Raw genomic sequence first — 23,196 nt, 5'->3', positions numbered from 1 at the left:
GAGTCGGCTCCTGCTGATTGTCGAGGGGCTTTGTAGACAGGATGTCAGCAATGGTTACCGAGGGGTAGACCTGTGACGTGCGCCCGTCGCGCGGGGCGCTCACGGCGCTCGGCGCCCGCGTCCGCGCGCCGCTCACACCGCTTTTCCCGTGTCCCCGGCGACGGTTGGTGACGGGCCTTGCCCGCGTGGCCGGAAGGGAGCTCGCCGCGGTCACCCAGCGTGCCGAAAAGTCCGTACCACCTGCGGTGGATGCGGCGCATTGGTCTTGACCAAGTGCGCACACCGTCCTATGGTCACAGGCATACTGCAACAACCTTTAATAAAGAAGCGCGCGAAAAGCCTTTGCGGAGGATGAGGGTGGGGACGACGCAGTTGGAGACGGCGCCCGAGCCGAAGTACTGGCACCTGAAGACGGTGTTGAGCGACGCGCTCGACTCGGAGTTCGCGGTGGGGGAGATCCTGCCCAACGAACGCGAACTGGCCGCCCGTTTCGGGGTCGCGCGCGCCACGCTCCGCCAGGCGCTCGAACAACTGGAGCTCGAGGGCCGCCTCCAGCGCCGCCGCGGCGTCGGCACCACGGTCGCCCCGCCGCGCGTGGGCGTCGCCGTCGCCGACGCCGAACACGCCTGGCCCGGCACCACCCAAGATGACTGGCAGCCGGTGGACAGCGCCGAGGCCGCCCCGCCCGCCGCCGTCGCGCTGTCGCTCGGCACCGCCCGCGACGAGGCCGTGCACACCGTCCGCCGCACCCGCAGCAGCCACGGCCGGCCCGTCGCCACCGAGCTCCTGTACGTGCCCGCCGCCGGCGTCCCGGGGCTCGACATCCCGGACACCGCACCCGGGCCGGCCCGGGCCCGCGCGGTGCTCCGCGCTCTCCACCGGTTGCCGCTGGAAGGGCAGGACCGCGCCGTGGAGCTCGGGTCCGCTCGCGCGGACGACGCCAAGCAGCTCGATCGGCTGCCGGGGGCGCCCGTCCTGCTCGTCACCACCCGCTACTTCGCGGAGGGGCGCACGGCGGCGGTGGCCGTCGCCACGTACCGGGCCGACACGTGCCGGCTCACTTTCGGGGACGGCGATGCGGTGGGGTTGCTGGCGAGCTGAGCACCGGTGACCGGGCGGCCGCGCCCCGGCCCCTCCCCTTCACCGTTTCTGCGGGGCAAGCCCCCGCACCCCCGGAGCGCGGTTTCACCCCGCCGTAACCGGCCGCTCCACGGCGAAAAGCTCGCCCTCCACATGATCCAGCGCCAGCCGCAAGGCGCCGGTCGCCACCGCCGAGTCCCCCAGCAGCGACAGCGCCACCCGCGGCGGCCGCAGGCAGTAGCGGGCCAGTTCGGTGCGGAGCGGGTCCAGGATGCCGCCGATGCCGGCGGCCCAGCCGCCCACGACCACCAGTTCCGGATCGAGGGCCAGCACGAGCGCGGCGACGTCGTGCACCAGCCGGCGGAGATAGCGGTCGACGGCGGCCCGGGCCCGTGCGTCGCCCTCTCTGGCCAGGGCGAACACCCGGACCACCTGGGCCTCGTCCAGGGGGTGCAGGGGTTCGTCCGTCGGTGAGAGGACCTCTTCGGGCGTCGCCTCCCGGCCCAGCAGGTGCAGTGCGCCGATCTCCCCGGCCGCGCCGCCGAACCCGCGGTGCAGCCGTCCGCCGATGAGCGAACCGGCTCCCGGGCTGAGACCCGCCAGGACGAAGACGACGTCGTCCACGCCCTGGGCCGCGCCCTTCCAGTGCTCGGCCACGGCGGCGGCGTTGGCGTCGTTCTCGACCAGCACCGGGCAGCGGAACGAACGCCGCAGCCGCTCCCCGAGCGGCAGCCCCGTCCATTCGGGCAGCGCCGTGCCCAGCCGGACCGTGCCGTCCGCCTCCACGATGCCCGGGCTGGCGACGCCCACCGCCCGCAGCGCGCCGCGCGGTACGTCGGCGCGCCGCAGCAGGTCGGCGACGACCGCCCGGACGCGCTCCAGCCGGGCGTCCGCCGACGCGGTCTCGGTCACCTCGGCCGCCGCCGAACCGGCCACCCGGCCGCTCAGGTCGGACAGCAGCGCCGCCACCCGGTGCGGTCCGATCTCCACACCCAGCAGATGCCCGGCCTCCGCCCGGAAGCGGAACCTCCGCGCGGGGCGCCCCTGGCGCCGTGCCACGCCCTCCTCGGCGGACGCCTCCGCGACCAGTCCGGAGTCGATCAGCCCCTCGACCACGCCCTCCACGGTCGGCCGGGACAGCCCGGTGGCCTTGACCAGGTCGGTGAGGGTGGGGGAGCAGGACGGCGCGGTGGCCCGGAGGGCGTGCAGGACCACGGCCGAATTGATCCGCCGCAGCAGGGACGGGTCCCCACCGGTGAGCCGCCCCAACGTCGCCGCCTCCCTGCTCTCGCGTCTGTCGCGTCCGCGTCTTTTGCGTCCTCTTTGCCGCCACCGGATCGTAGCCGGTGCGCCTGGGGGCGGCGAGGGCCGGTGCGCCCGGCCGTGCTCCACCCGGGCAGCTTTGACGGCGGTTCACGGCGGAGTGCGCCCGGTGGTCCCCGGCCCCGCCCGCACAGTGGAGGCACCCTCGGGATCCCTCAGGACCAGCGACCCGGCACAGGAGGCCAAGCGCGTGAGCGATGTGCTGCGAGAGAAGTACGAACACCGGTTCCGCCAGCTCGACGTGGACGGCGACGGGTTCGTCAGCCAGGACGACGTCCGGGGCCGGGCCCGGCAACTGGCCGACGCGCTCGGCGTCCCGGCGCACGACCCGCTGACCCGGTCCGCCGAGGACGCGGCCGACGTCTACTGGAAGGGCGTCGTCTCGCACACGCCCGACGGCGGGGCCCGCCGGGTGGGCTGCCCGGAGTTCGTCGCGGCGCTGGAGGCGGCGCGGGAGGACGGGACGCTGCGGGCGATGGTGAAGCCGTCCGTCCGCGCGCACCTGGCCGTCGCCGACCAGGACGGCGACGGTGTCGTCGACACCGCGGAGTTCGTCGCCGCCCAGCAGGCGCTGGGCATCCCCGAGGACCGGGCCCTGGCCGCGTTCACCGTGCTGGACGCGGACGGCGACGGCCGGCTGACCCTGGCCGAGTGGGAGAACGCCGTCTGGGACTTCTACACCGGCACCGATCCCGACGGCCCCGGCGCCCGGGTCCTCGGGCACCCCTGACCCGTTACGGGGTCTCTGCCGCCTCCCGGAGCCGTGCGAACTCCTCCGCCATCGTCGCGAGCGACCAGTGGGCATTGAGTCCGCTGGGATTGGGCAGCGCCCAGATCCGGGTGGTGCCTATGGTGCGTTCCTGCGGGCCGATCCGGGCCTTCTTGTCACCGAAGGCCGTCCGGTAGGCCGTCACCCCGGCCACCGCCAGCCAGCGGGGCCGCAGCCGCTCCACCTTCTCGACGAGGAGCCGGCCGCCCTCGCGGAACTCCTCGTCGCCCAGTTCGTCCGCCCGGGCCGTGGCCCGCGCCACCACGTTGGTGATGCCCAGCCCGTACTGGGGCAGCAGATGCTGCTCCGACGGGTGGAGGCGGCGCGGGGTGAAGCCCGAGGCGTACAGCACCGGCCAGAACCGGTTGCCCGGCCGGGCGAAGTGGTGGCCGGTGGCGGCGGACATCAGACCGGGGTTGATGCCGCAGAACAGCACGTGGAGACCGTCCGCGACCACGTCGGGGACGAGGCGGTCGCGGGCGGCTTCGAGTTCCTCAGGAGTCGGACGGGCCATGCGTCACAGGATGGCACCCGGCCGGTACGCGGCGGCCTCCGGGTGGGCCTTGACGATCTCCTCGACGCGGGCGGCCACGGCGGCCACCTGGTCGGCGGCGGCACCGGAGAAGGACAGCTTGTCGGCCATCAGCGCGTCCAGCCCGGCCCGGTCCAGCGGGATCCGCTCGTCGGCGGCCAGCTTGTCCAGCAGCTCGTTGCGCTCGGCCCCCCGCTCGCGCATGGCCAGCGCGGAGGCTACCGCGTGCTCCTTGATGGCCTCGTGCGCGACCTCGCGGCCGACACCGGCCCGGACCGCGCCCATCAGTACCTTGGTGGTGGCCAGGAACGGCAGGTAGCGGTCCAGCTCACGGGCGACGACCGCCGGGAAGGCGCCGAACTCGTCGAGGACGGTGAGGAAGGTCTCCAGCAGGCCGTCCAGCGCGAAGAACGCGTCCGGCAGCGCGACGCGGCGCACCACCGAGCAGGACACGTCGCCCTCGTTCCACTGGTCGCCCGCCAGCTCGCCGGTCATCGAGGCGTAGCCGCGCAGGATGACCATCAGGCCGTTGACGCGCTCGCAGGAGCGGGTGTTCATCTTGTGCGGCATGGCGGACGAGCCGACCTGGCCGGGCTTGAAGCCCTCGGTGACCAGCTCGTGCCCGGCCATCAGCCGGATCGTCTTGGCGAGCGAGGACGGCGCGGCGGCCAACTGCACCAGCGCGGTGACCACGTCGTAGTCCAGCGACCGGGGGTAGACCTGGCCGACGGAGGTGAAGGCGTGCCCGAAGCCCAGGTGCGCGGCGATCCGGCGCTCCAGCTCCGCCAGCTTGCCGGCGTCGCCGCCGAGCAGGTCCAGCATGTCCTGGGCGGTGCCGACCGGGCCCTTGATCCCGCGCAGCGGGTAGCGGGCCAGCAGCTCCTCGACCCGGCCGTACGCGACGAGCAGCTCGTCGGCGGTGGTCGCGAAGCGCTTGCCGAGGGTGGTCGCCTGGGCGGCGACATTGTGCGAGCGGCCGGCCATGACCAGTTCGGCGTGGTCGGCGGCCAGCTTCGCCAGCCGGGCCAGCACGGCGACCGTGCGGTCGCGCACCAGCTCCAGGGAGAGCCGGATCTGCAACTGCTCGACGTTCTCGGTGAGGTCCCGGGAGGTCATGCCCTTGTGCACGTGCTCGTGGCCGGCGAGGGCGTTGAACTCCTCGATACGGGCCTTCACGTCGTGCCGGGTGACCTTCTCGCGCTCGGCGATCGAGGCGAGGTCGACCTGCTCCAGCACCCGCTCGTAGTCGGCGAGGGCGGTGTCCGGCACCTCGATCCCCAGGTCTTTCTGGGCGCGGAGCACGGCCAGCCACAGCTTGCGCTCCAGGGTCACCTTGTACTCGGGGGACCACAGGACGGCGAGCTCGGCGGAGGCGTAGCGGCCGGCCAGCACGTTGGGGATGCGGGGCTTCGAAGACGCGGCAGATGCGGCAGGTGCAGTCACGTGACGTAAGTCTACTGGCGGAACGCGCAGACCCGTGCGGCGGTCCGCCTGGTGCGTTCCTACGAGGACGGCCGGGGGGTGGTGGTGCCGTCCTCCGGCGGCGTCCAGCGGCACCAGCCGGTGACGCAGCCCGGCGGGTCCGCGGCCGGCGTCACGAAGAACGCCTCACCCGGCCCGGCGCTGAAGTGCGCGCCCGTCCGGCCGTCGCCCGAGGACCGCCCGGTGAGCCGGCGGCCTATCCACGGGCCCAGGTGTTCGCGGGCGAACCGCAGGTCCGAGGTGCGCCGCGTGACCCAGTCGGGGCGGACGGCCGGCGGCAGGGGCCGCCGCCAGTCGGACTCCGGCGGCAGGCCGAGCGCCTGCCAGACCGCCTCGGCGACGCGCCGGTGCCCCTCGGCGTTCAGGTGCAGCCGGTCCTCGGCCCACAGCCGGGGATCGCCCAGCACGTCGGCGCCGAACAGGTCGACGACCAGGGCGCCGTGCCGCTCGGCGAGCTCGTCGAGGAAGCCGAACAGCCGCTCCATCCGGGGGCGGAACCGCTCCAGGACCGGGCCGCGCCGGCCCGGACTGCGCATCAGCACCAGTTGCCGGCAGCTCGGCGCCAGCCGCTCGGCGGCCTCGGCCAGCCGCGCGCACACCAGCTCGACGTCGCACTTCGGCCGCAGCACGTCGTTGAGGCCGCCGACCAGCGTCACCAGGTCGGCGCCCAGCGCGGCGGCGGGCGCCGCCTGCTCGTCGGCGATCTGCCCGATGAGCTTGCCGCGCACCGCCAGGTTCGCGTACCGGAAGCCGGGCGCGCGGCCGGCGAGGCGGGTCGCGAGCAGGTCGGCCCAGCCGCGGTAGGAGCCGTCCGGCAGGACGTCGGACATGCCCTCGGTGAAGGAGTCGCCGACCGCGACGAAGCTGGTGAACACGGGGGCCGCCGGTGACTCCGGCGCGCCGTCGCCGGGCTCGGCGCCGTCGGCGGCCCGCGGGTCGTCCGCGTTCCGGGGGGCGTCGGCGTTCTGGGGGTGCGGGGCGTTCGTCCGCGAGGCATTCATCGGCATGGCGCGGCGATCCTACTCCCGTCCCTCGCCGCGCCCCTCCGGTCCCTCCCGCCCCCGTCGCCCCCCTCCTCCCTCACACCCGGCGTCCCACGAGCTGCCGGAGCACGTCCTCCAGCGTGACCAACCCGGCCAGCCGGTCGTCGGCGCCGAGCACGGCCGCCAGGTGGGCGCCGGTGCCGCTCATGGCGTGGATGACGTCGTCGAGCGGGGTGTCGGCCCGTACCTGCGCGATGGTGCGTATCCGGCGCAGCGGGAACGCCACGTCGCGGGGCGTCGCGTCCAGGGCGTCCTTCACATGCAGGTAGCCCAGGATCCGGCCGCGGTCGTCGACCACCGGGAAGCGGGAGTAGCCCGACCGGGCCGCCAGCGCCTCCAGTTGCCCGGGGGTGACCCCGAAGCGGGCGGCGACCACCCGGTCCACCGGCAGCACGACGTCCGCGACCGGGCGCTTGCCCAGTTCCAGGGCATCCCGCAGCCGTTCCGTCGACCGCTCGTCCAGCAGTCCGGCGGCGCTGGCGTCCGCCACCATCCGGGCCAACTGGTCGTCCGAGAAGACCGCCGCCACCTCGTCCTTGGGCTCCACCCGCAGCAGCTTCAGGATGCCGTTGGCCAACTGGTTGATGGCGAACACCACCGGGCGCAGCGCGCGGGACAGGGTCACCAGCGGCGGGCCGAGGAAGAGGGCGGTGCGGACCGGCTCGGCGAGGGCGATGTTCTTGGGCACCATCTCGCCGAAGAGCATGTGCAGATAGGTCGAGACCGCCAGGGCGATGGCGAACGACACCGCGTGGATGCCCCCGGGCGACAGGCCCGCGGCGTGCAGGGCGGGCTCCAGCAGGGCGGCGATGGCCGGTTCCGCGACCACACCGAGCACCAGCGTGCACAGCGTGATGCCGAGCTGCGCCGCCGCCATCAGGGCCGAGATGTGCTCCAGGCCCCACAGGACCCGGCGGGCGCGCCGGTCGCCCTGGTCGGCGTGCGGCTCCACCTGGCTGCGGCGGACCGAGATCAGGGCGAACTCGGCGCCCACGAAGAAGGCGTTGGCGACCAGCGTCGCCAGGCCGATCAGCAACTGCACCGCGGTCATCGGCCGGCCTCCCCGTGGCCGTCCGTGCCGTCGGCCTCCGGGCCGCGGTCGGGTGCGGTGAGCCGGACGCGGGCGGCGCGCCGCCCGGACGCGTCCGTCACCTCCAGCCGCCAGCCGGCCACCTCCAGGGTGTCCCCGGCGGCCGGGATCCGGCCGAGTTCGGTGGCGACCAGCCCGGCCAGCGTCTCGTACGGGCCCTCGGGCACCCTCAGCCCGATGGCGTCGAGCTGGTCGGTGCGGGTCGCGCCGTCGGCGTCGTAGCGCTCCCGGCCGTCCGGGCCGGTGCCGGCCGGGGCGAGGTCGGGGCGTTCGACGGGGTCGTGCTCGTCGCGGACCTCGCCCACGACCTCCTCGACGATGTCCTCCAGCGTCACCACGCCGGCCGTGCCGCCGTACTCGTCGATCACCACGGCCATGCTGCGCTTGGCGGACAGCCGGTCCAGCAGCCGGTCGACGGTCAGCGACGCCGGGACCAGCAGCGGCTCGCGGAGCAGGGTGGTCACCGGGCGCTGCGGGCGCTGGTCGGCGGGGACGGTGAGGACGTCCTTGATGTGCGCGATGCCGACGACGGAGTCGAGGCCGCCCCGGTAGACGGGGAAGCGGGACAGGCCGGTCGCCCGGGTGGCGTTGGCCACGTCCTCGACGGTGGCCCGCTCGTCCAGCGCGGTGACCTGCACCCGGGGCGTCATCACGTTCTCCGCCGTCAGGTCCGCGAGGTTCAGGGTGCGGACGAACAGCTCGGCGGTGTCCGGCTCCAGCGCGCCCTCGCGGGCGGAGTGCCGGGCGAGGGCGGCCAGTTCGCGGGGGCCGCGCGCGGTGGCCAGTTCCTCGGCGGGCTCCACGCCCATCCGGTGCAGGACGCGGTTGGCGGAGTCGTTGAGGTGCCGGATCAGCGGCCGGAAGAGGGCGGAGAAGGCGCGCTGCGGCCCGGCCACGGCCCGGGCCATGGGCAGCGGCCGGGAGATCGCCCAGTTCTTGGGGACCAGCTCGCCGACGACCATCAGGACCACCGTGGAGAGGACGGTCCCGAGGGCGATGGCCACGGAGGACGCCACCGACCGGGACAGCCCGAGGGCCTGCACCGGGCCGGTCAGCAGGGTGGCCAGGGACGGCTTGGAGAGCATGCCGATGACCAGGCCGGTGACGGTGATGCCGAGCTGGGCGCCGGACAACTGGAACGTGAGGCCGCGCACCGCGCGCAGGGCGCCCTGCGCGCGGCGGTCGCCGGCCTCGGCGGCCCGCTCGAGCTCGCCGCGTTCCACGGTGGTGAGCGAGAACTCGGCGGCGACGAAGACGGCGCACGCCAGTGTCAGCACCAGGGTGAGCACCAGCAGGAGCACTTCGGTCATCGGGTCACCTCCGTCCCATGGTCGGGCACGGGCCGGAGGGGCGCGCGGCGTCGGACGCCGGTACCGCTGGGAGGTTCACCCATGAGGGGACGCTCACACCTTTCGCTTCACTGGGGGACGGTTCGCGGGGAGTCACGGGAAGACGGATTCCCCGGGAACCGTGACCGCCCATGGTAAAGGAAAGGCAAAGTCATCGTACCGGGCCGCGGCCGGACCGCCGGGCTCAGCCCAGCCGCGGCGGCGTCCAGGCGGCGTGGCGCAGGACCGCGCGGACCGCCAGGCCCGACGGCGCCAACCGGAACACCGCGTTCCGGAGGGCGATGGCCAGAGGGCGGTCCAGTTGCTGGCCCATCCGTCCGGCCTGCCGGGCGGCACGGGCGACGCCCTGGCTCCTGGGCCGCCGCTCGGCGTCGTAGCGGGCCAGCGCGGACTCGACCGACGGCCCGGCGGCCAGCGCGGCGGCCAGGGTGACCGCGTCCTCCAGCGCCTGGCAGGCCCCCTGCCCGAGGTGAGGCGTCATCGCGTGGGCGGCGTCGCCGAGCAGTGCCACGCGGCCCGCGGTGAAGGAGGGGAGGGGGGTCGCGAGCTCGTGGATGTCGTGGTGCAGGACGTCCTCCGGGCGGGTGGCGTCCAGCAGCGCCGGGATCGGGTCGTGCCAGCCGCCGAACCGGCGGCGCAGTGCGCCGAGGGGGTCGGCGGTACGGAGCCCGGCGGGCGCGTTGAGGACCGCGTGCCACTCCGCCCGGCCGTCGGCCAGCAGGATGTGGCCGAACTCGGCGCCCCGCCCCCAGGTCAGCTCGAAGTCGCCGGTCACGTCCACCGGGTGCTCGGTGATCGCCCGCAGTACCGTCGAGCCGCTGTACGCCGGTCCCGGGTGGGCGGGGAACAGGCCGCGGCGCAGTCGGCTGCGGACGCCGTCGGCGGCCACCACCAGGTCCGCCGACCGGACCTCGTCGCCCCAGCGGACCCGGGGGCCGGACGGGTCCGCGCCGTCGACCTCCGTCACCTCGGCCCCCGTCACCAGGGCCCCGGGCGGCAGGGCCGCCCGCATGATGCCGTGCAGCACGGACCGCGGTATCCCGACGATCGGCGTCCCCAGTTCCCGTTCGAGCGCCGCGCCGTCCATCCGGGCCAGCCGGCGGCCGTCGGGGGTCCGCGTCCCGCCCGTGTACTGGAACCGGGACGCGGCGCGCACCGCCTCCCCGACGCCGAGCTCGTCCAGGGCGCGGACCCCGTTGGCCGCCAGCGAGATGCCCGCCCCCGCGTCGTCCAGGACGGGGGCGCGTTCGACGACGGTCACCTCCCAGCCGATCCGCCGCAGCCCGAGGGCCGCCGCCAGCCCCCCGATGCCCCCGCCGACGACCACCGCGCTGCCGCCCATGTCAGGCCCCTTTCCGCGTCGTGTCAGAGTGGATTTTCTACACCTGTAGAAGATCCGTGGCAGGAGCATAGGCCAGAGCTTCACCTGCGATAGAAAGGGGGGTGTGGCCACCACCGAACGACGCACCCTCATCGCCGACGCGGCCCTCGCCGTCCTGGCCGACGAGGGCATGCGCGGACTGACCCACCGCGCCGTCGACCGGGCGGCCGGCCTGCCGTCCGGCACCACCTCCGCGTACTTCCGCACCCGCAGAGCCCTGCTCGACGCCCTGGTCCGGCGGCTCGTCGACGTCGACCAGGCCGAGCTCCGGACACTCGGAGCGGCCCTGCCCGTGCCCCGGGACGCGGACGAACTCACCGGCGCCCTCGCCGCGTTCACCGAACTGCGCCTCACCGGACCCGGGCGGCGGCGCACCCTGGCCCGCTACGCCTGCGCCGTCGAGAGCGTGCGCGACCCCGCGCTGCGCGACGTCCTCCGACCGCGCGAGAACGCGGCCAGGACCGCCGTCCGGGACTTCCTCGCGGCCCGCGGCGTCCCCGACCCCGAGGAACGCACCGTCACCCTGCTCGCCTGCGTCGACGGCCTCGTCTTCGACCGCCTGGTGGCCGGCGGCGCGGTACCGCGCGCCCACCTCAGGGGCGTGGTGGAGGCGGCGCTGCGGCAGCCCGACGGCGCCTGACGACGTTTGACGACCACTCAGCCCGGCCCCTCGCCGGGACGGACCGCGACCCCCGTGACACAGGAGGACGACGGCAGCCGCGGGCCCGTCGCGGGCACCCGCACCCGGTGCCACGAACGGACCGCGAACCCGGCCGCGGACAGGGCGCCCAGCGGATCCCGGGCCGTCCGGCAGCCCCCGAACAGCCGGGGCCACACCGTCCGGTCGGCCACCCGCTGCACGGCGGCGAGAATGCGCTCCTCGGCGCGGCCGTGCTCGAAGAAGCGGACCTCCGCGCCGGGCCGCAGCACCCGCCGCAGCTCACCGAGCGCCCTCGGCACATCCCGCACCGAACACAGCACCAGGCACACCACAGCCGCGTCGAACGCCTCACTCTTCACCGGCAGCGCCTCCGCCGCCGCCGGAACGACGTCCACCGGCACCCCCGCCCGCACCGCCGCCTCCGCCGCCGGCCGGCGCAGCCGCCGCTCCGGCTCCACCGCCACCACCTCGGAGACGCCCTCCGGGTAATACGGAAAGTTCAGCCCCGGCCCCGCCCCGATCTCGATCACCCGCCCCGACAGACCGGCCAGCAACTCCCGCCGGTGCGCGGCCATCCCGCTGCGCGCTTCCAGCGCCGGGGCGGTGCGGGCGTAGAAGCGGGCGAAGAGGGGGTGGTGGACGAGGGTGGGGTCGCGCGGGGGCATGGCACACCTCTTTCCGGTCGCGCCGGGGGCCGGCTAACGCGATTGTTCCCCGGACGGGGGGTGGTGAGCCCCTGAGCGCGCAGCGCGCTTCGGGGTGCGGGGGCCCGCCCCCGCGAGAAACGGTGAAAGGGAGGGACAGGGGCCACTCAACCCAGCGCCGCCGGGGACCACGTCCCCGAAAGCTCCGGCCCCAGCCACCCCGCCGCCCGCGCGCGGAAATCGGCCGGCGGCAGGGCTCCCGCCCCAGCGGGCAGGGCGCCGATCAGCGGAGCCCCCGTCACCTCCGGAAAGTCGATGACATTGCACCGCATCGCCAGATCCGGCTCGGCCGGCCAACTGCCGACGACAACCCCCGCACAACCCAGCCCGCGCGAGCGCAAAGCCTCCGCCGTCAGCGCCGTGACGTTCAGCGTGCCGAGCCCGGCCGCCGCCACCACCACGACAGGAGCGCCCAGCAGCCGCGCCGCATCGGCGAGCGTGCCCCCTTCGTCGTCGAGCCGGACGAGCAACCCGCCCGCCCCCTCGACGAGTACGAGGTCGTGCTCGGCGGCGAGCCGCTCCGCCGCCGTCGCGACGTCCCGGGGCCGGACCGGGGGGAGGCCGGAGCGGCGGGCGGCGGTGGCGGGGGCCAACGGCTCGGGATAGCGGGCCAGTTCGAGGCCGGTGACGGGGCCGGCGAGCCGCCGGACCTCGGCGACGTCCCCCGGCTCGCCGGTCGCGACACCGGTCTGGGCCGGTTTGAGTACGGCCACCGAGCGGCCCTCCGCCAGCGCGACCGCGGCGATCGCCGCCGTGGTCATGGTCTTGCCGAGCTCGGTGCCGGTGCCCGAGACGATCAGTACCGTCATGCCCGCTCCCTTCCCGCCGACCCGGCCGCCGCCGCGGCGCGTACCGCGCGACAAATTTGGGCCAGGTCGTCGTCGTCGGTGACGAACGGCGGCATGGTGTAGACGAGGTCGCCGAACGGCCGCAGCCAGACGCCCTCGCGTACCGCGGCCTCCGTCGCCGCCGCCATCCCCGCCGCGTCGAGCGGCGCGTCCAACTGGACGACGCCGATGGCGCCCAGGGTGCGGACGTCCCGTACCCCCGGCACGCCGGCCGCCTCCGCCAGGCCGTCCCGCAGCCCGGCCTCGATCCGCTTGACCTCCGCCTGCCAGTCCTGGCCCAGCAGCAGGTCCACGGACGCGCAGGCGACGGCCGCGGCCAGCGGGTTGCCCATGAACGTGGGCCCGTGCGCCAGCACCGGCACCTCGCCCCGCGAGATCCCGTCGGCCACCCGCGGGGTGCACAGGGCCGCCGCCATCGTCAGGTAGCCGCCCGTCAGCGCCTTGCCCAGGCAGAGCACGTCGGGGGTGACCCCCGCGTGGTCCGCCGCGAACAGCGCGCCCGTACGGCCGAACCCGGTGGCGATCTCGTCGAAGACCAGCAGCACGTCGTGCTCGTCGCACAGCCGCCGCAGCAGCCGCAGGTAGCCGGGGGAGTGGAAGCGCATCCCGCCCGCGTTCTGCACCACCGGCTCCACGATCACCGCGGCCACCTCGTGCGCGTGCCGCTCCACCAGCTCCCGCAGGTGCGCCTCGTACGCCGGGTCGGGCTCGGCGTCGAAGCCGGCCGGCGGCGCGTCCGCGAAGACCTGCTCCGGCAGCACGCCCGACCAGAGGCTGTGCATCCCGCCGTCCGGATCGCACACCGACATCGGCGTCCAGGTGTCCCCGTGGTAGCCGCCGCGCCAGGTGAGCAGCCGCCGCTTCTCCGGCCGGCCCAGCGAACGCCAGTACTGGAGGCACATCTTGACGGCCACCTCGACCGAGACCGAACCGGAGTCGGCGAGGAAGACGTGCTCCAGGCCCTCCGGCGTGATCTCCACCAGTCGGGCGGCCAGCCGGACGGCGGGCTCGTGGGTGAGCCCGCCGAACATCACATGGCTCATCCGGTCCAACTGCGTCCGCGCGGCCTCGTTGAGCACCGGGTGGTTGTAGCCGTGCAGCGCCGACCACCAGGACGACATGCCGTCCACCAGCTCGGACGCGCCGTACGCCGGTTCCGCCAGCCGCAGCCGGACACCGGACGCCGACGCGACGACCAGCGGGTCCCGCCGGCCGGGCATCGGCGCGTACGGGTGCCAGACGTGCCGCCGGTCCAGGTCCAGCAGGCGGCGCGGGGTGAGGGGGTCCGCCCCGGGGCGGACGAGCGGGTCAGGCATTGGGCGGCAGGTCCGTTCCCGCGCCCCGGCGGCGTACCGCGACCAGGTCCGTCCGGGCCGCGCCGGACTCCTCGGCCGGGGTCTCGGAAACCTCACCGGCCCCCGCGTCCCCACACGGCTCGCAGGTACCGCCACCGCACCCCGCCGACCGCACCCGGTGCGCGGGCAGCGTCGTGGTGTCCGCGCCCTCCACCTCGAAGCCCGCATCCGCGATCATGTCGAGGTCGGCCTTGCCCTCCTGGCCCTCGCTGGTCAGGTAGTCGCCCAGGAAGATGGAGTTGACCAGGTGCAGGGCCAGCGGCTGGAGGGTGCGCAGATGGATCTCGCGGCCGCCGGCCAGCCGGACCTCGGCGTCCGGGTGGACGAAGCGGACCATCGCCAGGATGCGCAGCGCCCGCTGCGGGGTGAGGTTCCACCGCTCGGCGAGCGGAGTGCCCTCGAACGGGATGAGGAAGTTGACCGGCACCGAGTCGACGTCCATCGCGCGCAGCGCGAACACGACGTCCACCAGGTCCTCGTCGCTCTCGCCCATGCCCGCGATCAGCCCCGAGCAGGCCGACAGCCCGGCGCCCTGCGCCAGCCGCACGGTCTCCTCGCGGTCGGCGTAGGTGTGGGTGGTGGTGATGTCGCCGTACGTGGCCTCGGAGGTGTTGAGATTGTGGTTGTAGGCGTCGACGCCCGCCGCGCGCAGCCGCTCCGCCTGGCCCTCGGAGAGCAGTCCGAGGCAGGCGCACACCTCGACCTGCTCGTTCTCCTCCTTGATCGCCTCGATGGTGCGCGAGACCCGGTCGATGTCCCGGTCCGTCGGGCCGCGCCCGCTGGCCACCAGGCACACGCGCTTGGCACCCCCCGCCACCCCCGCCGACGCCGCCTTCGACGCCTCCTCGGGCTTCAGCCAGGTGTACTTGAGGATTTCGGCCTTCGAGCCGAGCCGCTGGGAGCAGTAGGAGCAGTCCTCGGGGCAGAGCCCGGACTTCAGGTTGACGAGGTAGTTGAGCTTCACCCGCCGCCCGAACCACTTCCGGCGCACCCGGCCCGCGCCGGCCACCACGTCCAGCAACTCGTCGTCGGAGGTCGCCAGCACGGCCAGCGCTTCGTCCCGGGTCGGCGACTCGCGCCGCAGCCCCTTCTCCACCAAGGTGTCGATCAGGTCCATGAGGAGTGATCCTCGCCCACCGGCCCGCTCCGGGCCAAGGTAGGGATCTCACAACACCCGGTGTCCAAGCTGGGTGGATCACGACATGCTGATCACGTGCGGGAACGGCTAGTTTGAGGGTCGGCCGTACTCGGCCCGGCGAACGGACCCCACGGCGATTTATGTGAATCCCACAGACGGCCCCGGGGCAGCACCCGGACCGGCACGGTGCGCACACCCGTAGTCCACCCCCTCAGGGACCGCACAGGAGCCGGGACGGCCGATGCCCCACGACAGTGCCCACAGCGTCGACGGCGTTCACCACGCCCACAGCGCCCACAGCGTTTTCGACTGGATCGACGAGCAGCACCGGGCGCGGCGGGACGCCGGCCTCATCCGCACCCTGCGCCCCCGCCCCGCCCGTCCCACGGGTGACACCTCCACCACCGACCTCGCCGGCAACGACTACCTCGGTCTCAGCCGCCACCCATGGGTCACCCGGGCCGCCGCGGCGGCGGCCCACCGCTGGGGCGCCGGCGCCACCGGCTCCCGCCTCGTCAGCGGCAGCACCGAACTGCACGCCGAACTCGAACGGAGTCTCGCCGAGTTCTGCGGCTTCGAGGCCGCGCTCGTCCTCTCCTCCGGTTACGCCGCCAACCTCGCTGCCGTCACCGCCCTCGCCGCGCCCCCGGACCCGGCGGGCACCCCGTCACTGCTGGTCTCCGACGAGGGCAACCACGCCTCGCTGATCGACGGCTGCCGGCTCGCCCGGGCCCGGAAGGCGATCGTCCCGCACGCCGACCCGGCGGCCGTCCGCAAGGCCCTGACCACCCACCCGGGCCGGGCCCTGGTCGTCACCGACTCCGTCTTCTCCGTGGACGGCGACGCCGCTCCACTCGGCGATCTGGCACGGGTGTGCCGGGAGAGCGGCGCGGGGCTGCTGGTGGACGACGCGCACGGGCTCGGAGTGCTGGGGGAGGGGGGCCGCGGCGCGGTGCGCGCCGCCGGCCTGGCGGGAGACGCGGACGTGGTGTCCACCGTCACCCTCTCCAAGTCGCTGGGCGCCCAGGGCGGCGCGGTGCTCGGCCCCGCACGCGTCGTCACCCACCTCGTCAACACCGCCCGGACCTTCGTCTTCGACACCGGCCTGGCGCCCGCCGCCGCCGCGGGGGCCCTGGCGGCCCTGGAGGTGCTGCGCCGGGAACCGGACCGGGCGGCCCGCGTCCGCGCGGTGGCGGGCGGCCTGCACCGGCGGCTGACGGCCGCCGGGTTCACCGCCGTACGCCCCGACGCGGCCGTCGTCTCGGTCCGCGCCCCCTCGCCGGAAGCGGCGGTGCGCTGGCAGGCCGCCTGCCGGGCGGAGGGGCTCGCGGTGGGCTGCTTCCGCCCGCCGTCCGTGCCGGACGGCGTCTCGCGGCTGCGGCTGACCGCCCGCGCCGACCTCTCGGACCGTGAGGTGGAACGGGCGGTCGCGACCATCGTCCGGACCGCGCCGCCGGCGGCCCGCGGCCACTGAGCCGGGGTGCCGGTCGAGCCGGGGCGCCGGTGGAGGAGGGGCCGGACCGGGCCGTCGACGCGTGCTGCCGGGCTCGTGCCGTCGAGTGTGCCGCCGACTCGTGCCGCTGACTCGTGCCCTCAACGCGTGCCGCACCCGTGGCCCGGGCCGTCCCCCGCCGCCCGGAGCAGGCCGACGAACGGTCTCCAGGCCGCGGGCCCCACCTCCACGCGGGGACCCGCCGGCCGCTTGGAGTCGCGCACGGCGAGACGGCCGGTGGCCAGGACGGCGGCCTCGACACAGTTGTTCATCCCGGTGCTGTGGCTGCTGCGCCGCCACTCGGCCGCGCGCGGAACCGAACGAGAAGGTACGTACCGCCGTGGTGCGGACATGGCGCCTCCTTGCGCGTCCTCGCGTGTTCGGGGCGGATCACCGCGTGCGGCCGCGCTCTCCCGCGACCTCCGCGATGTAATCCAGGGACTCTTCGTGAGCGAGGGCGTGCGCCCGGAGCGTGGTGAACGCGGCGCCGTACGCCCTGAGGTCTTCTTTCCGCTCCAAGTAGAGGCTACTCGTCAAGTGGTCGAGAACAACCACGTCCAGATCGGCGATGCGCGGAAAGGAAAAGATAACGAAAGGCCCGGTGATACCGATGTGATTGCCCCGGGCGAACGGGAGGACGTGCAACCGGACATGAGGCAGCCGCCCGGTGTCCAGCAGGTGCCGCAACTGCCCCGACATCACCTCCGGACCGCCCACCTCGTGCCGCAGCACCGCCTCGTCCAGGATCGCGCACAACTCCAGCGGCCGCGACCCGCGCAGCACCGACTGCCGCGCCATGCGCACCCGGACCAGCTCGTCGACCTGCCGCTCGGGCGGGTCCCCCAGCGCGGCCCGGGTCACCGCCCGGGCGTACTCCGGGGTCTGGAGCAGGCCGGGCACCACCGTGGTCTCCAGGGTGCGCGAGCGCGAGGCCTCCGATTCCAGGCTGATGAAGTCCAGATACGCGGAGGGCAGCAGATCACGGTAGGCGTACCACCAGCCGCGCCGCGAGCCGGAGCCGGCGTCCTCCGCACCCGTGGAGTCCGCTCCGCACAACGCCCCCAGCAAGGCCCGGAGTTCGGGGTCGGAGACCCGGTAGGCGTCCAGCAGCCGGGCCACGTCGGCGGGTTTGGCCCCGCTGCTGCCGGTCTCGATGCGGCTCACCTTCGACTGGTGCCAGCCGACCGCGTCCGCGGCCTGCCGGCTGGTCATCCCGGTCAGTTCGCGCTGGCGGCGCAGTTCGGCACCGAGCTTGCGGCGGCGCACCGCCGGTCCGTACCGCAACGGCGCTCCCTCCCCTCGTGCGTCGTACGTCCCACCAGTCCCGCGCGGGCCGGGTGGGGATGCCGTACGTCTTCGCATGCGTACCCCTGAGTCAATAGAGCATCGATCCGCTCACATACGGTCTGCCGTCGCAGAGTTCACCGCTTCGAGCGACAGATATATGCACATCTCGGTGGATCGCGCCCATCACGGGCGTTATCAGTGGCACCCTGACGGGAAGAGCCGCCCGTGGGCCTCTCCCGACCGGTCCTGTGTACGCCGCTGTACGGCGCGTGTGCTCGCGCACCGCTCCGGGAGCCCGCCCCGGTGGAACCCGGTGGAGTCCGGTGGAACCCGGTCGAAAGGGACAGCGACATGGCAGATCTCCAGGAAGCGTCCGTCACTCTGCCGAGCGCCCCGGCGTCGGTGTCCACGGCCCGCCGCTATGTGTCGTCCGTCCTGGGGGAGTGGGGGCTGCCCGGGGACACGGAGGCCGCCGAGGCGGTGCGGCTGATCGTCTCCGAACTGGCCACCAACGCCGTGCAGCACACCCGCGGTCAGTCCCCCACCTTCACCGTGGATGTGCTGCTCGAACGCGACGAGGAGTTGCGCATCGGGGTCACCGACAGTCACCCTCGTCACCCCCGCCGGCTGCCCGCCGCGGTCCAGCAGGACAACGGGCGGGGGATGGTGATCGTCCGCTGGCTCGCCGCGGAGCGCGGCGGCAGGGTGTCCGTCACACCGACCGCCGAGGGCGGCAAGACGGTGTGGATCCGCCTTCCGTGGGGCGTGCCGGTGCGCTGAGGGCGGGCCCGGGGGCGCGGTCCCCGGCCGGCCGGCTCAGGTCACCCGGCCGTACCAGACGCTGTTCGTCCAGATCCGCTCGAGGCGGACGACGGAACCGGTCTTGGGGGCGTGCCACATCTTGTCGCCCCCGGCGTATATCCCGACGTGGTAGACGCCCCGCCCGGAGTGGAAGAACACCAGGTCGCCGCGTTCGCGCGCGGAGCGGGGGATGTGGTGGGTGCGGTTGTACTGGGCCGCCGCGGTGCGCGGCAGTTGCTTGCCGGCCCGCTTGAAGGAGTAGAGCGTCAGCCCTGAGCAGTCGAAGCGGTACGGGCCCGTGGCGCCCCACTGGTAGGGCGAGCCCTGCTTGGATGCGGCGATCTGCAGCGCCCTGACCGAGACGGATGCCGCCTCCGCCTTGGAGGTGCCGCCCGGCGTCAGAACCGTGACGCCGACGGCGGCGAGGGTCAGGGCCGATGCGGCCTTGGCTTTGGACAGCCTTGCGGGACGTTTGTGCGCGCCCATGCGCATACCCTTCGTCAGCCGCCTGTGAAGGATTGCCTGTCGGGTTCGGGCAGGCGAAGAATGCCCGGCCGCCTGAGCGGCTTCACCCCAAGGGGCGGTTTGCCAAGACCGCCCCGCCGTGCTTGGGTCCTCCATCCCTGCCGATGCACTCCTCGTCGACCCGCCCCGGCGGCGGCAGGGTTCGGCGTCCGCCGGGACCGCCCCGCCGTGTGGCGGGGGCTTGTCGTCCCGAGGATCTTGGCGCAGTCGCGGCCGGCTTTCCGAGCGGAACCCCGGTTATGTGAGCCTCGTCACGTGTGGGCAATTCGGGTGGACGCAGGGCGGTTTGACCCTCATGGGAAAGGCGTGCTGAGGCCGCCACCTGCGCCGGTTGCGGATCACTCGAGCGCGGTGTGCGCGGGCCGCTGAGAGTGATCACCGCACCGCGTCTACGCTCCCGTCCGCTGTCTGGAGGAATCCAGTTGAAAAGCGTTTCCGCTTCTCAACTCGCGGATGGCGGCGGCAACATCACCCGGCGTGCACGGCGCTCTCCGCCGAGGACACGCAACGCCCGTGCCATTGTCCCCGTGTACACCTCCCGTTCACCGCGTTCGAACATGACCGCCAGGGCGTCCCGCAGTCCCGTGCTCGCGACCACCAGCGCCTGCGCGGCTCGTAGCCCCCCGTACGTGCCCTGTACGCGCGCGGGATTGATCCTGCCGAGGAGATCCAGTACCTCGAGGTACCGGTCCACCACTTCGCCCTCGGCGCGGGTCAGGGCGGGCAGCGGAGGGAGGTCGGGCCAGATGCCCCGCGTCCCGTCCGTCCCGTCCGTCCCGTCCGTCACGTCCGACACGGCGCCCTCACCGCCCGGCCGGCGCGGCGGGCCAGGCGGCACGGTTACCGACGACCCGGTCGGCCAGGCCGTAGGCCACCGCGGCCGGGGCGTCGAAGACCGTGTCCCGGTCGGTGTCGGCCAGGATCCGCTCGGTGTCCCGGCCGGTGTACCGGGCCAGCAGCTCCGCCTGGACCGCCCGCCGGCGCAGCAGCTCGTCGGCGTGGACGGCCAGATCGGAGGGGGTGCCGCGGACCGGCTCCGGCAGGGACGGCGGCCCGAGAAGCACCCGGGCGTGCGGGAGTACGGCGCGCTTCCCCGGGGTGCCGGCGGCGAGCAGGAGGGCGGCGGCCGGGGCCGCCTGGCCCAGGCAGACGGTCTCGATGTCGCAGGAGAGATAGCGCATGGTGTCGTGGACGGCGCACAGGGCGGCGAAGGAGCCGCCGGGGGAGTTGATGTAGAGCGACACGTCCCGGTCGGGCGCCGCGTACTCCAGGTGCATCAGTTGGGCGATCACATCCGTGGCGGCCGTGTCGTCGACCGCCGTCCCCAGCATCACGATCCGCTCCGACAGGAGCTTGGAGTAGGGGTCGAGCGTGCGGCGGCCGTCGGTGGTGCGTTCGGTGAACTCCGGCAGGACGTGGCGGGACGTGTACGGGATCACGGCTGGCCTCCAAGGGCGGACGCGCGGGGGCGTGCGGGGGCGGACGGCTCGCAGGTCGCGGAGCCGTCTGTAAAAAATGTACAGGACGTACGTGCCGATAGAATGGCCTCATGGCCTACGAGATTCCTGTGACGCAAGCCCGAGCCGAGCTGGCGGAGCTGATCAACCGCGTCGTCTACGGCGGCGAGCGGGTGGTCGTCACGCGTCACGGGAAGCCCCTGGTCGCCCTGGTGTCCGCCGCCGACCTGGAACGACTCGAGCGGCGCGAGGCGGAAGCGGCGGAACGGACCGCGGACGACGAGCCCGTGATCAGTACCGTCTCGACGGTGCGGCACCTTCCGTCCGCCCCCGGCGAACCCGGCCGGTTCGGCATCGCCGCCGAACATCGCGACCCGGGAAGCGGGCCCCGGCACTGACGGGTTCAGCGGCCGAAGACCGCGCTGGCCAGCACCACGTGCAGCAGGGTGCCGCCGAGGACGGAGAGCGGGACGTTCCGCCGCCACCAGTGCAGCGCCACGGTGAAGGCCAACGCCGACGCCACCGGCCAGACACGGGCGGGCACGCTCGGATCGACGTCGCGCAGGGTGTAGACGGCGAGGACGACCATTACCCCGACCGGCATCGCCTTTTTGAGGTACCCGGCCGACGGGCTCGACCGCAGCCGGGCCAGGACGGCGAAGGGCAGGGCGCGCAGCGCCCAGGTGACGGCGGTGGCGGTGGCGACCGCGGCGATGAGGTAACCGGTGTCAGGCACGGGTCCGCTCCCCGCGCGCCCACCGGTAGCGGACCAGCAGCCCGGCGGTGAGCAGGACGAACCCGACCAGGAGCGGTTGCCCCGGGAACACCAACCGCCCCACGAGAGCGCAGGCCAGGGCGAGCAGCGGAGTGGACAGGTCGCGGCGGGCGCGGAACGCGTCGAGGGCCAGCACGGTGAAGAGGGCGGTCACCGCGAAGTCCAGGCCCCTGATCGCGTCGGGCAGCACCGAGCCGAGCAGGGCGCCGGTCGTCGCCCCGCCGGCCCAGTAGCAGTGGATGAACACCTGGAGCCACAGCACGCGCCGGCCGGAGTACGACCGCGCGGCCGCGCCGGCGGTCACCGCGTACGCCTCGTCCGACAGGGCGAAGGTGCTGTACGCCTTGCCGAGCCGCCCCCGGACGCGGTGCAGCGGGAAGGACAGCGCGTAGAAGACGTGCCGGAAGTTGACCAGGAACGCGGTCACCGCGATCGACGCGAGCGACGCGGTGGACAGCACCAGGCCGAGGAGGAGGAACTCCAGGGAACCGGCGTAGACGCAGCCGGAGAAGACGCTCGCCCACCACCACGACAGCCCCGAGTGGGCGACCAGCACGCCGAAGGCCACCCCCATCGGGAAGGCGCCGAGCCCCACCGAGCCGGAGTCCCCGAGCGCACGCCGCAGGTCCGCCCGCAGCCTCTCGCGAGGGCTCGGGGAAGCCGGAAGGCTCGCGGAAACCGGAGGGCTCGGGTGAGCCGGTGGGGTCGCCATGCCGCAAGCGTAGGGCGATTTCCGCCTTATATGGTTGCCAAATATGGCCGTACGGTGGCCATATGAGCAACAAAACCACAGTCGACGACATCGATCGCGACATCTTGTTTCACCTCCAGCGGGACGGCCGGCTGACCAACGTCGAACTGGCCCGGAGGATCGGCCTCACGCCACCGCCCTGCCTGCGGCGGGTGAAACGGCTGGAGGAGGCAGGGATCATCACCGGGTACCGGGCGCGCGTGAACCACGAGGCGGCGGGCCGGGGGCTGGAGGTGCTCGTCTCCATCGAGGTCTCGGTCAGCGACCTCAAGACACTGGAGGGACTGGAGTCGGCCATCGCCGCCTATGAGGAAGTCGTGGAGTTCCGCCGCACCTTCGGCACGCCCGACTACCACCTGCGGGTCCTGGTCGCCGACTACGCGGCCTACGAGGCCTTCCAGACGCAGAAGATCATCGGCATCCCCGGTGTCGCCCGGGTCATCTCCCAGCCGACCATGAAGAAGATCAAGGTCATCGACTGAAGGAGGCGCGGAGCGGAGCCCGTTCGCGGGTCGCCTCACGGTGACTTCTCCCTGACGGTGACTTCTCCATGACGACGCAAAGCGGCGGTTAACACGGTGGAAAAGCTTGCGCAGTAAGTTGCAATCACCGGCCCCCGGGCGGGTCCGAGCCCCTCGGCACCGTGCTGAACTGGGGTAACGTCCCGCTGCGTTCGGACGACAGTGAGGTGGGACCCGTGCTACTGACCCCGCACGAGCAGGAGCGGCTGCTGATCCACGTGGCCGCCGACGTCGCCGAGAAACGCCGGGCCCGAGGGCTCCTGCTCAACCACCCCGAGGCCGTGGCCCTCATCACCGCGCACGTCCTGGAGGGCGCTCGCGACGGCCGGACGGTGGCCGAACTCATGGCGTCCGGACGCAAGGTGCTCACCCGCGACGAGGTCATGGCCGGTATCCCCGCGATGATCCCCGACGTCCAGGTCGAGGCCACCTTCCCGGACGGGACCAAGCTCGTCACCGTCCACGAGCCCATAGCCTGACGAGGGGACCCATGACCACCGCCGCCCCGATACCCGGCCAGATCCTCTACGCGGACGAGCCCGTCCGCCTCAACGAGGGCCTGCACCGCACCCGGATCACCGTGCTCAACGCCGCCGACCGGCCCGTCCAGGTGGGTTCGCACTACCACTTCGCCGAGGCCAACCCCGGGCTGGAGTTCGACCGGGCCGCCGCCCACGGCAAGCGGCTCGACGTACCGGCCGGCACCGCCGTCCGCTTCGAGCCGGGCATCCCGGTGGAGGTGGACCTCGTACCGCTGGCCGGCAAGCGGATCGTGCCGGGCCTGCGCGGGACGTGCGGCGGCCAGCTCGATGGCTGACCCCGTCACCGGTTC

27 protein-coding genes and 1 riboswitch are annotated in these 23,196 nt (G+C 73.8%); of the genes, 9 read left to right on the top strand and 18 right to left on the bottom strand.

Annotated elements, in window-relative coordinates:
* The first annotated feature begins 357 nt into the window (after positions 1-357).
* Positions 358-1,101, top strand: a complete 744-nt coding sequence (locus ACZ6X9_RS06880) for a GntR family transcriptional regulator (protein ID WP_469776885.1) — start codon at positions 358-360, stop codon at positions 1,099-1,101.
* 84 nt (positions 1,102-1,185) lie between these two features.
* Here the strand turns inward: ACZ6X9_RS06880 and ACZ6X9_RS06875 are convergent, their stop codons facing one another.
* Complete coding sequence (locus ACZ6X9_RS06875; protein WP_469776884.1) at positions 1,186-2,349, bottom strand: ROK family protein; 1,164 nt, start codon at positions 2,347-2,349, stop codon at positions 1,186-1,188.
* A gap of 244 nt (positions 2,350-2,593) precedes the next feature.
* Between ACZ6X9_RS06875 and ACZ6X9_RS06870 the strand changes: the two genes are divergently transcribed.
* Positions 2,594-3,133, top strand: a complete 540-nt coding sequence (locus tag ACZ6X9_RS06870; protein WP_469776883.1) for an EF-hand domain-containing protein — start codon at positions 2,594-2,596, stop codon at positions 3,131-3,133.
* A 4-nt stretch (positions 3,134-3,137) separates the two neighbouring features.
* Here ACZ6X9_RS06870 and mug read toward each other — a convergent pair whose 3' ends face one another.
* The 6 genes from mug to ACZ6X9_RS06840 form a co-directional block, all read right to left on the bottom strand.
* Positions 3,138-3,686, bottom strand: a complete 549-nt coding sequence (mug, locus tag ACZ6X9_RS06865; protein ID WP_469776882.1) for a G/U mismatch-specific DNA glycosylase — start codon at positions 3,684-3,686, stop codon at positions 3,138-3,140.
* A 3-nt stretch (positions 3,687-3,689) separates the two neighbouring features.
* Complete coding sequence (purB, locus tag ACZ6X9_RS06860) at positions 3,690-5,147, bottom strand: adenylosuccinate lyase (RefSeq protein ID WP_469776881.1); 1,458 nt, start codon at positions 5,145-5,147, stop codon at positions 3,690-3,692.
* A gap of 59 nt (positions 5,148-5,206) precedes the next feature.
* A complete protein-coding gene (locus ACZ6X9_RS06855) occupies positions 5,207-6,193 on the bottom strand; it encodes an SGNH/GDSL hydrolase family protein (protein ID WP_469776880.1) in 987 nt (328 codons plus the stop codon).
* Between the two features lie 73 nt (positions 6,194-6,266).
* Positions 6,267-7,280 carry a hemolysin family protein gene (locus ACZ6X9_RS06850; RefSeq protein WP_469776879.1) on the bottom strand — a complete coding sequence of 338 codons (1,014 nt, stop codon included), beginning with the start codon at positions 7,278-7,280 and terminating at the stop codon, positions 6,267-6,269.
* On the bottom strand, positions 7,277-8,629 hold the full coding sequence (locus tag ACZ6X9_RS06845; protein ID WP_469776878.1) for a hemolysin family protein: 1,353 nt from the start codon (positions 8,627-8,629) through the stop codon (positions 7,277-7,279). The genes ACZ6X9_RS06850 and ACZ6X9_RS06845 overlap by 4 nt, the downstream gene beginning before the upstream one ends.
* Positions 8,630-8,852: 223 nt before the next feature.
* Complete coding sequence (locus ACZ6X9_RS06840; protein ID WP_469776877.1) at positions 8,853-10,010, bottom strand: FAD-dependent monooxygenase; 1,158 nt, start codon at positions 10,008-10,010, stop codon at positions 8,853-8,855.
* Between the two features lie 169 nt (positions 10,011-10,179).
* Between ACZ6X9_RS06840 and ACZ6X9_RS06835 the strand changes: the two genes are divergently transcribed.
* On the top strand, positions 10,180-10,689 hold the full coding sequence (locus tag ACZ6X9_RS06835) for a TetR/AcrR family transcriptional regulator (protein ID WP_469777628.1): 510 nt from the start codon (positions 10,180-10,182) through the stop codon (positions 10,687-10,689).
* Positions 10,690-10,706: 17 nt separating this feature from the next.
* On the opposite strand, the gene ACZ6X9_RS06830 is transcribed toward ACZ6X9_RS06835, so the two are convergent.
* The 4 genes from ACZ6X9_RS06830 to bioB form a co-directional block, all read right to left on the bottom strand.
* A complete protein-coding gene (locus tag ACZ6X9_RS06830; RefSeq protein ID WP_469776876.1) occupies positions 10,707-11,375 on the bottom strand; it encodes a class I SAM-dependent methyltransferase in 669 nt (222 codons plus the stop codon).
* A gap of 146 nt (positions 11,376-11,521) precedes the next feature.
* Positions 11,522-12,223, bottom strand: a complete 702-nt coding sequence (gene bioD / locus ACZ6X9_RS06825; protein ID WP_469776875.1) for a dethiobiotin synthase — start codon at positions 12,221-12,223, stop codon at positions 11,522-11,524.
* Entirely contained in the window at positions 12,220-13,578 is a 1,359-nt protein-coding gene (locus ACZ6X9_RS06820; RefSeq protein WP_469776874.1) for an adenosylmethionine--8-amino-7-oxononanoate transaminase, read from the bottom strand. Before ACZ6X9_RS06820 ends, bioD begins: the two co-directional genes overlap by 4 nt.
* Positions 13,571-14,734, bottom strand: a complete 1,164-nt coding sequence (bioB, locus tag ACZ6X9_RS06815) for a biotin synthase BioB (protein ID WP_469776873.1) — start codon at positions 14,732-14,734, stop codon at positions 13,571-13,573. Before bioB ends, ACZ6X9_RS06820 begins: the two co-directional genes overlap by 8 nt.
* 262 nt (positions 14,735-14,996) lie before the next feature.
* Between bioB and ACZ6X9_RS06810 the strand changes: the two genes are divergently transcribed.
* Positions 14,997-16,229, top strand: a complete 1,233-nt coding sequence (locus ACZ6X9_RS06810) for an 8-amino-7-oxononanoate synthase (RefSeq protein ID WP_469776872.1) — start codon at positions 14,997-14,999, stop codon at positions 16,227-16,229.
* A gap of 119 nt (positions 16,230-16,348) precedes the next feature.
* Here ACZ6X9_RS06810 and ACZ6X9_RS06805 read toward each other — a convergent pair whose 3' ends face one another.
* Together ACZ6X9_RS06805 and ACZ6X9_RS06800 are read right to left on the bottom strand one after the other, a co-directional pair.
* Entirely contained in the window at positions 16,349-16,600 is a 252-nt protein-coding gene (locus tag ACZ6X9_RS06805) for a DUF397 domain-containing protein (protein WP_469776871.1), read from the bottom strand.
* A 37-nt stretch (positions 16,601-16,637) separates the two neighbouring features.
* Positions 16,638-17,531 carry a helix-turn-helix domain-containing protein gene (locus ACZ6X9_RS06800; protein WP_469776870.1) on the bottom strand — a complete coding sequence of 298 codons (894 nt, stop codon included), beginning with the start codon at positions 17,529-17,531 and terminating at the stop codon, positions 16,638-16,640.
* 354 nt (positions 17,532-17,885) lie between these two features.
* On the opposite strand from ACZ6X9_RS06800, the gene ACZ6X9_RS06795 reads away from it, so the two are divergent.
* Positions 17,886-18,314, top strand: coding sequence for an ATP-binding protein (locus ACZ6X9_RS06795; protein ID WP_469776869.1), 429 nt, complete (start codon positions 17,886-17,888; stop codon positions 18,312-18,314).
* 36 nt (positions 18,315-18,350) lie between these two features.
* Here ACZ6X9_RS06795 and ACZ6X9_RS06790 read toward each other — a convergent pair whose 3' ends face one another.
* The 3 genes from ACZ6X9_RS06790 to ACZ6X9_RS06780 form a co-directional block, all read right to left on the bottom strand.
* Positions 18,351-18,821 (bottom strand): C40 family peptidase, encoded by a 471-nt coding sequence (locus ACZ6X9_RS06790; protein WP_469776868.1) that lies wholly within the window; start codon positions 18,819-18,821, stop codon positions 18,351-18,353.
* Positions 18,822-18,825: 4 nt separating this feature from the next.
* Positions 18,826-19,018, bottom strand: a riboswitch (cyclic di-AMP (ydaO/yuaA leader).
* Positions 19,019-19,302: 284 nt separating this feature from the next.
* A complete protein-coding gene (locus ACZ6X9_RS06785) occupies positions 19,303-19,647 on the bottom strand; it encodes a hypothetical protein (protein ID WP_469777627.1) in 345 nt (114 codons plus the stop codon).
* Between the two features lie 16 nt (positions 19,648-19,663).
* Entirely contained in the window at positions 19,664-20,299 is a 636-nt protein-coding gene (locus tag ACZ6X9_RS06780) for an ATP-dependent Clp protease proteolytic subunit (RefSeq protein WP_469776867.1), read from the bottom strand.
* A gap of 110 nt (positions 20,300-20,409) precedes the next feature.
* Between ACZ6X9_RS06780 and ACZ6X9_RS06775 the strand changes: the two genes are divergently transcribed.
* The gene (locus ACZ6X9_RS06775) at positions 20,410-20,715 is read left to right on the top strand and encodes a type II toxin-antitoxin system Phd/YefM family antitoxin (RefSeq protein WP_469776866.1); all 306 of its coding nucleotides are present in this window, start codon (positions 20,410-20,412) and stop codon (positions 20,713-20,715) included.
* 5 nt (positions 20,716-20,720) lie between these two features.
* Here ACZ6X9_RS06775 and ACZ6X9_RS06770 read toward each other — a convergent pair whose 3' ends face one another.
* Together ACZ6X9_RS06770 and ACZ6X9_RS06765 are read right to left on the bottom strand one after the other, a co-directional pair.
* Positions 20,721-21,053 (bottom strand): branched-chain amino acid transporter permease, encoded by a 333-nt coding sequence (locus ACZ6X9_RS06770; protein ID WP_469776865.1) that lies wholly within the window; start codon positions 21,051-21,053, stop codon positions 20,721-20,723.
* The gene (locus ACZ6X9_RS06765; RefSeq protein WP_469776864.1) at positions 21,046-21,687 is read right to left on the bottom strand and encodes an AzlC family ABC transporter permease; all 642 of its coding nucleotides are present in this window, start codon (positions 21,685-21,687) and stop codon (positions 21,046-21,048) included. Before ACZ6X9_RS06765 ends, ACZ6X9_RS06770 begins: the two co-directional genes overlap by 8 nt.
* Before the next feature lie 179 nt (positions 21,688-21,866).
* Between ACZ6X9_RS06765 and ACZ6X9_RS06760 the strand changes: the two genes are divergently transcribed.
* The 3 genes from ACZ6X9_RS06760 to ACZ6X9_RS06750 all read left to right on the top strand — a co-directional run bounded on the left by ACZ6X9_RS06760 (position 21,867) and on the right by ACZ6X9_RS06750 (position 23,181).
* Entirely contained in the window at positions 21,867-22,325 is a 459-nt protein-coding gene (locus ACZ6X9_RS06760) for an Lrp/AsnC family transcriptional regulator (protein ID WP_469776863.1), read from the top strand.
* 215 nt (positions 22,326-22,540) lie between these two features.
* Positions 22,541-22,843, top strand: coding sequence for an urease subunit gamma (locus tag ACZ6X9_RS06755; protein ID WP_469776862.1), 303 nt, complete (start codon positions 22,541-22,543; stop codon positions 22,841-22,843).
* Positions 22,844-22,854: 11 nt separating this feature from the next.
* Entirely contained in the window at positions 22,855-23,181 is a 327-nt protein-coding gene (locus ACZ6X9_RS06750; protein ID WP_469776861.1) for an urease subunit beta, read from the top strand.
* Positions 23,182-23,196 lie beyond the last annotated feature (15 nt).

This window comes from Streptomyces sp. NPDC052910 (assembly GCF_055585605.1).
The sequence above is the reverse complement of the archived record's forward strand: the minus strand, read 5'-3'. Positions and strand labels throughout refer to the sequence as shown.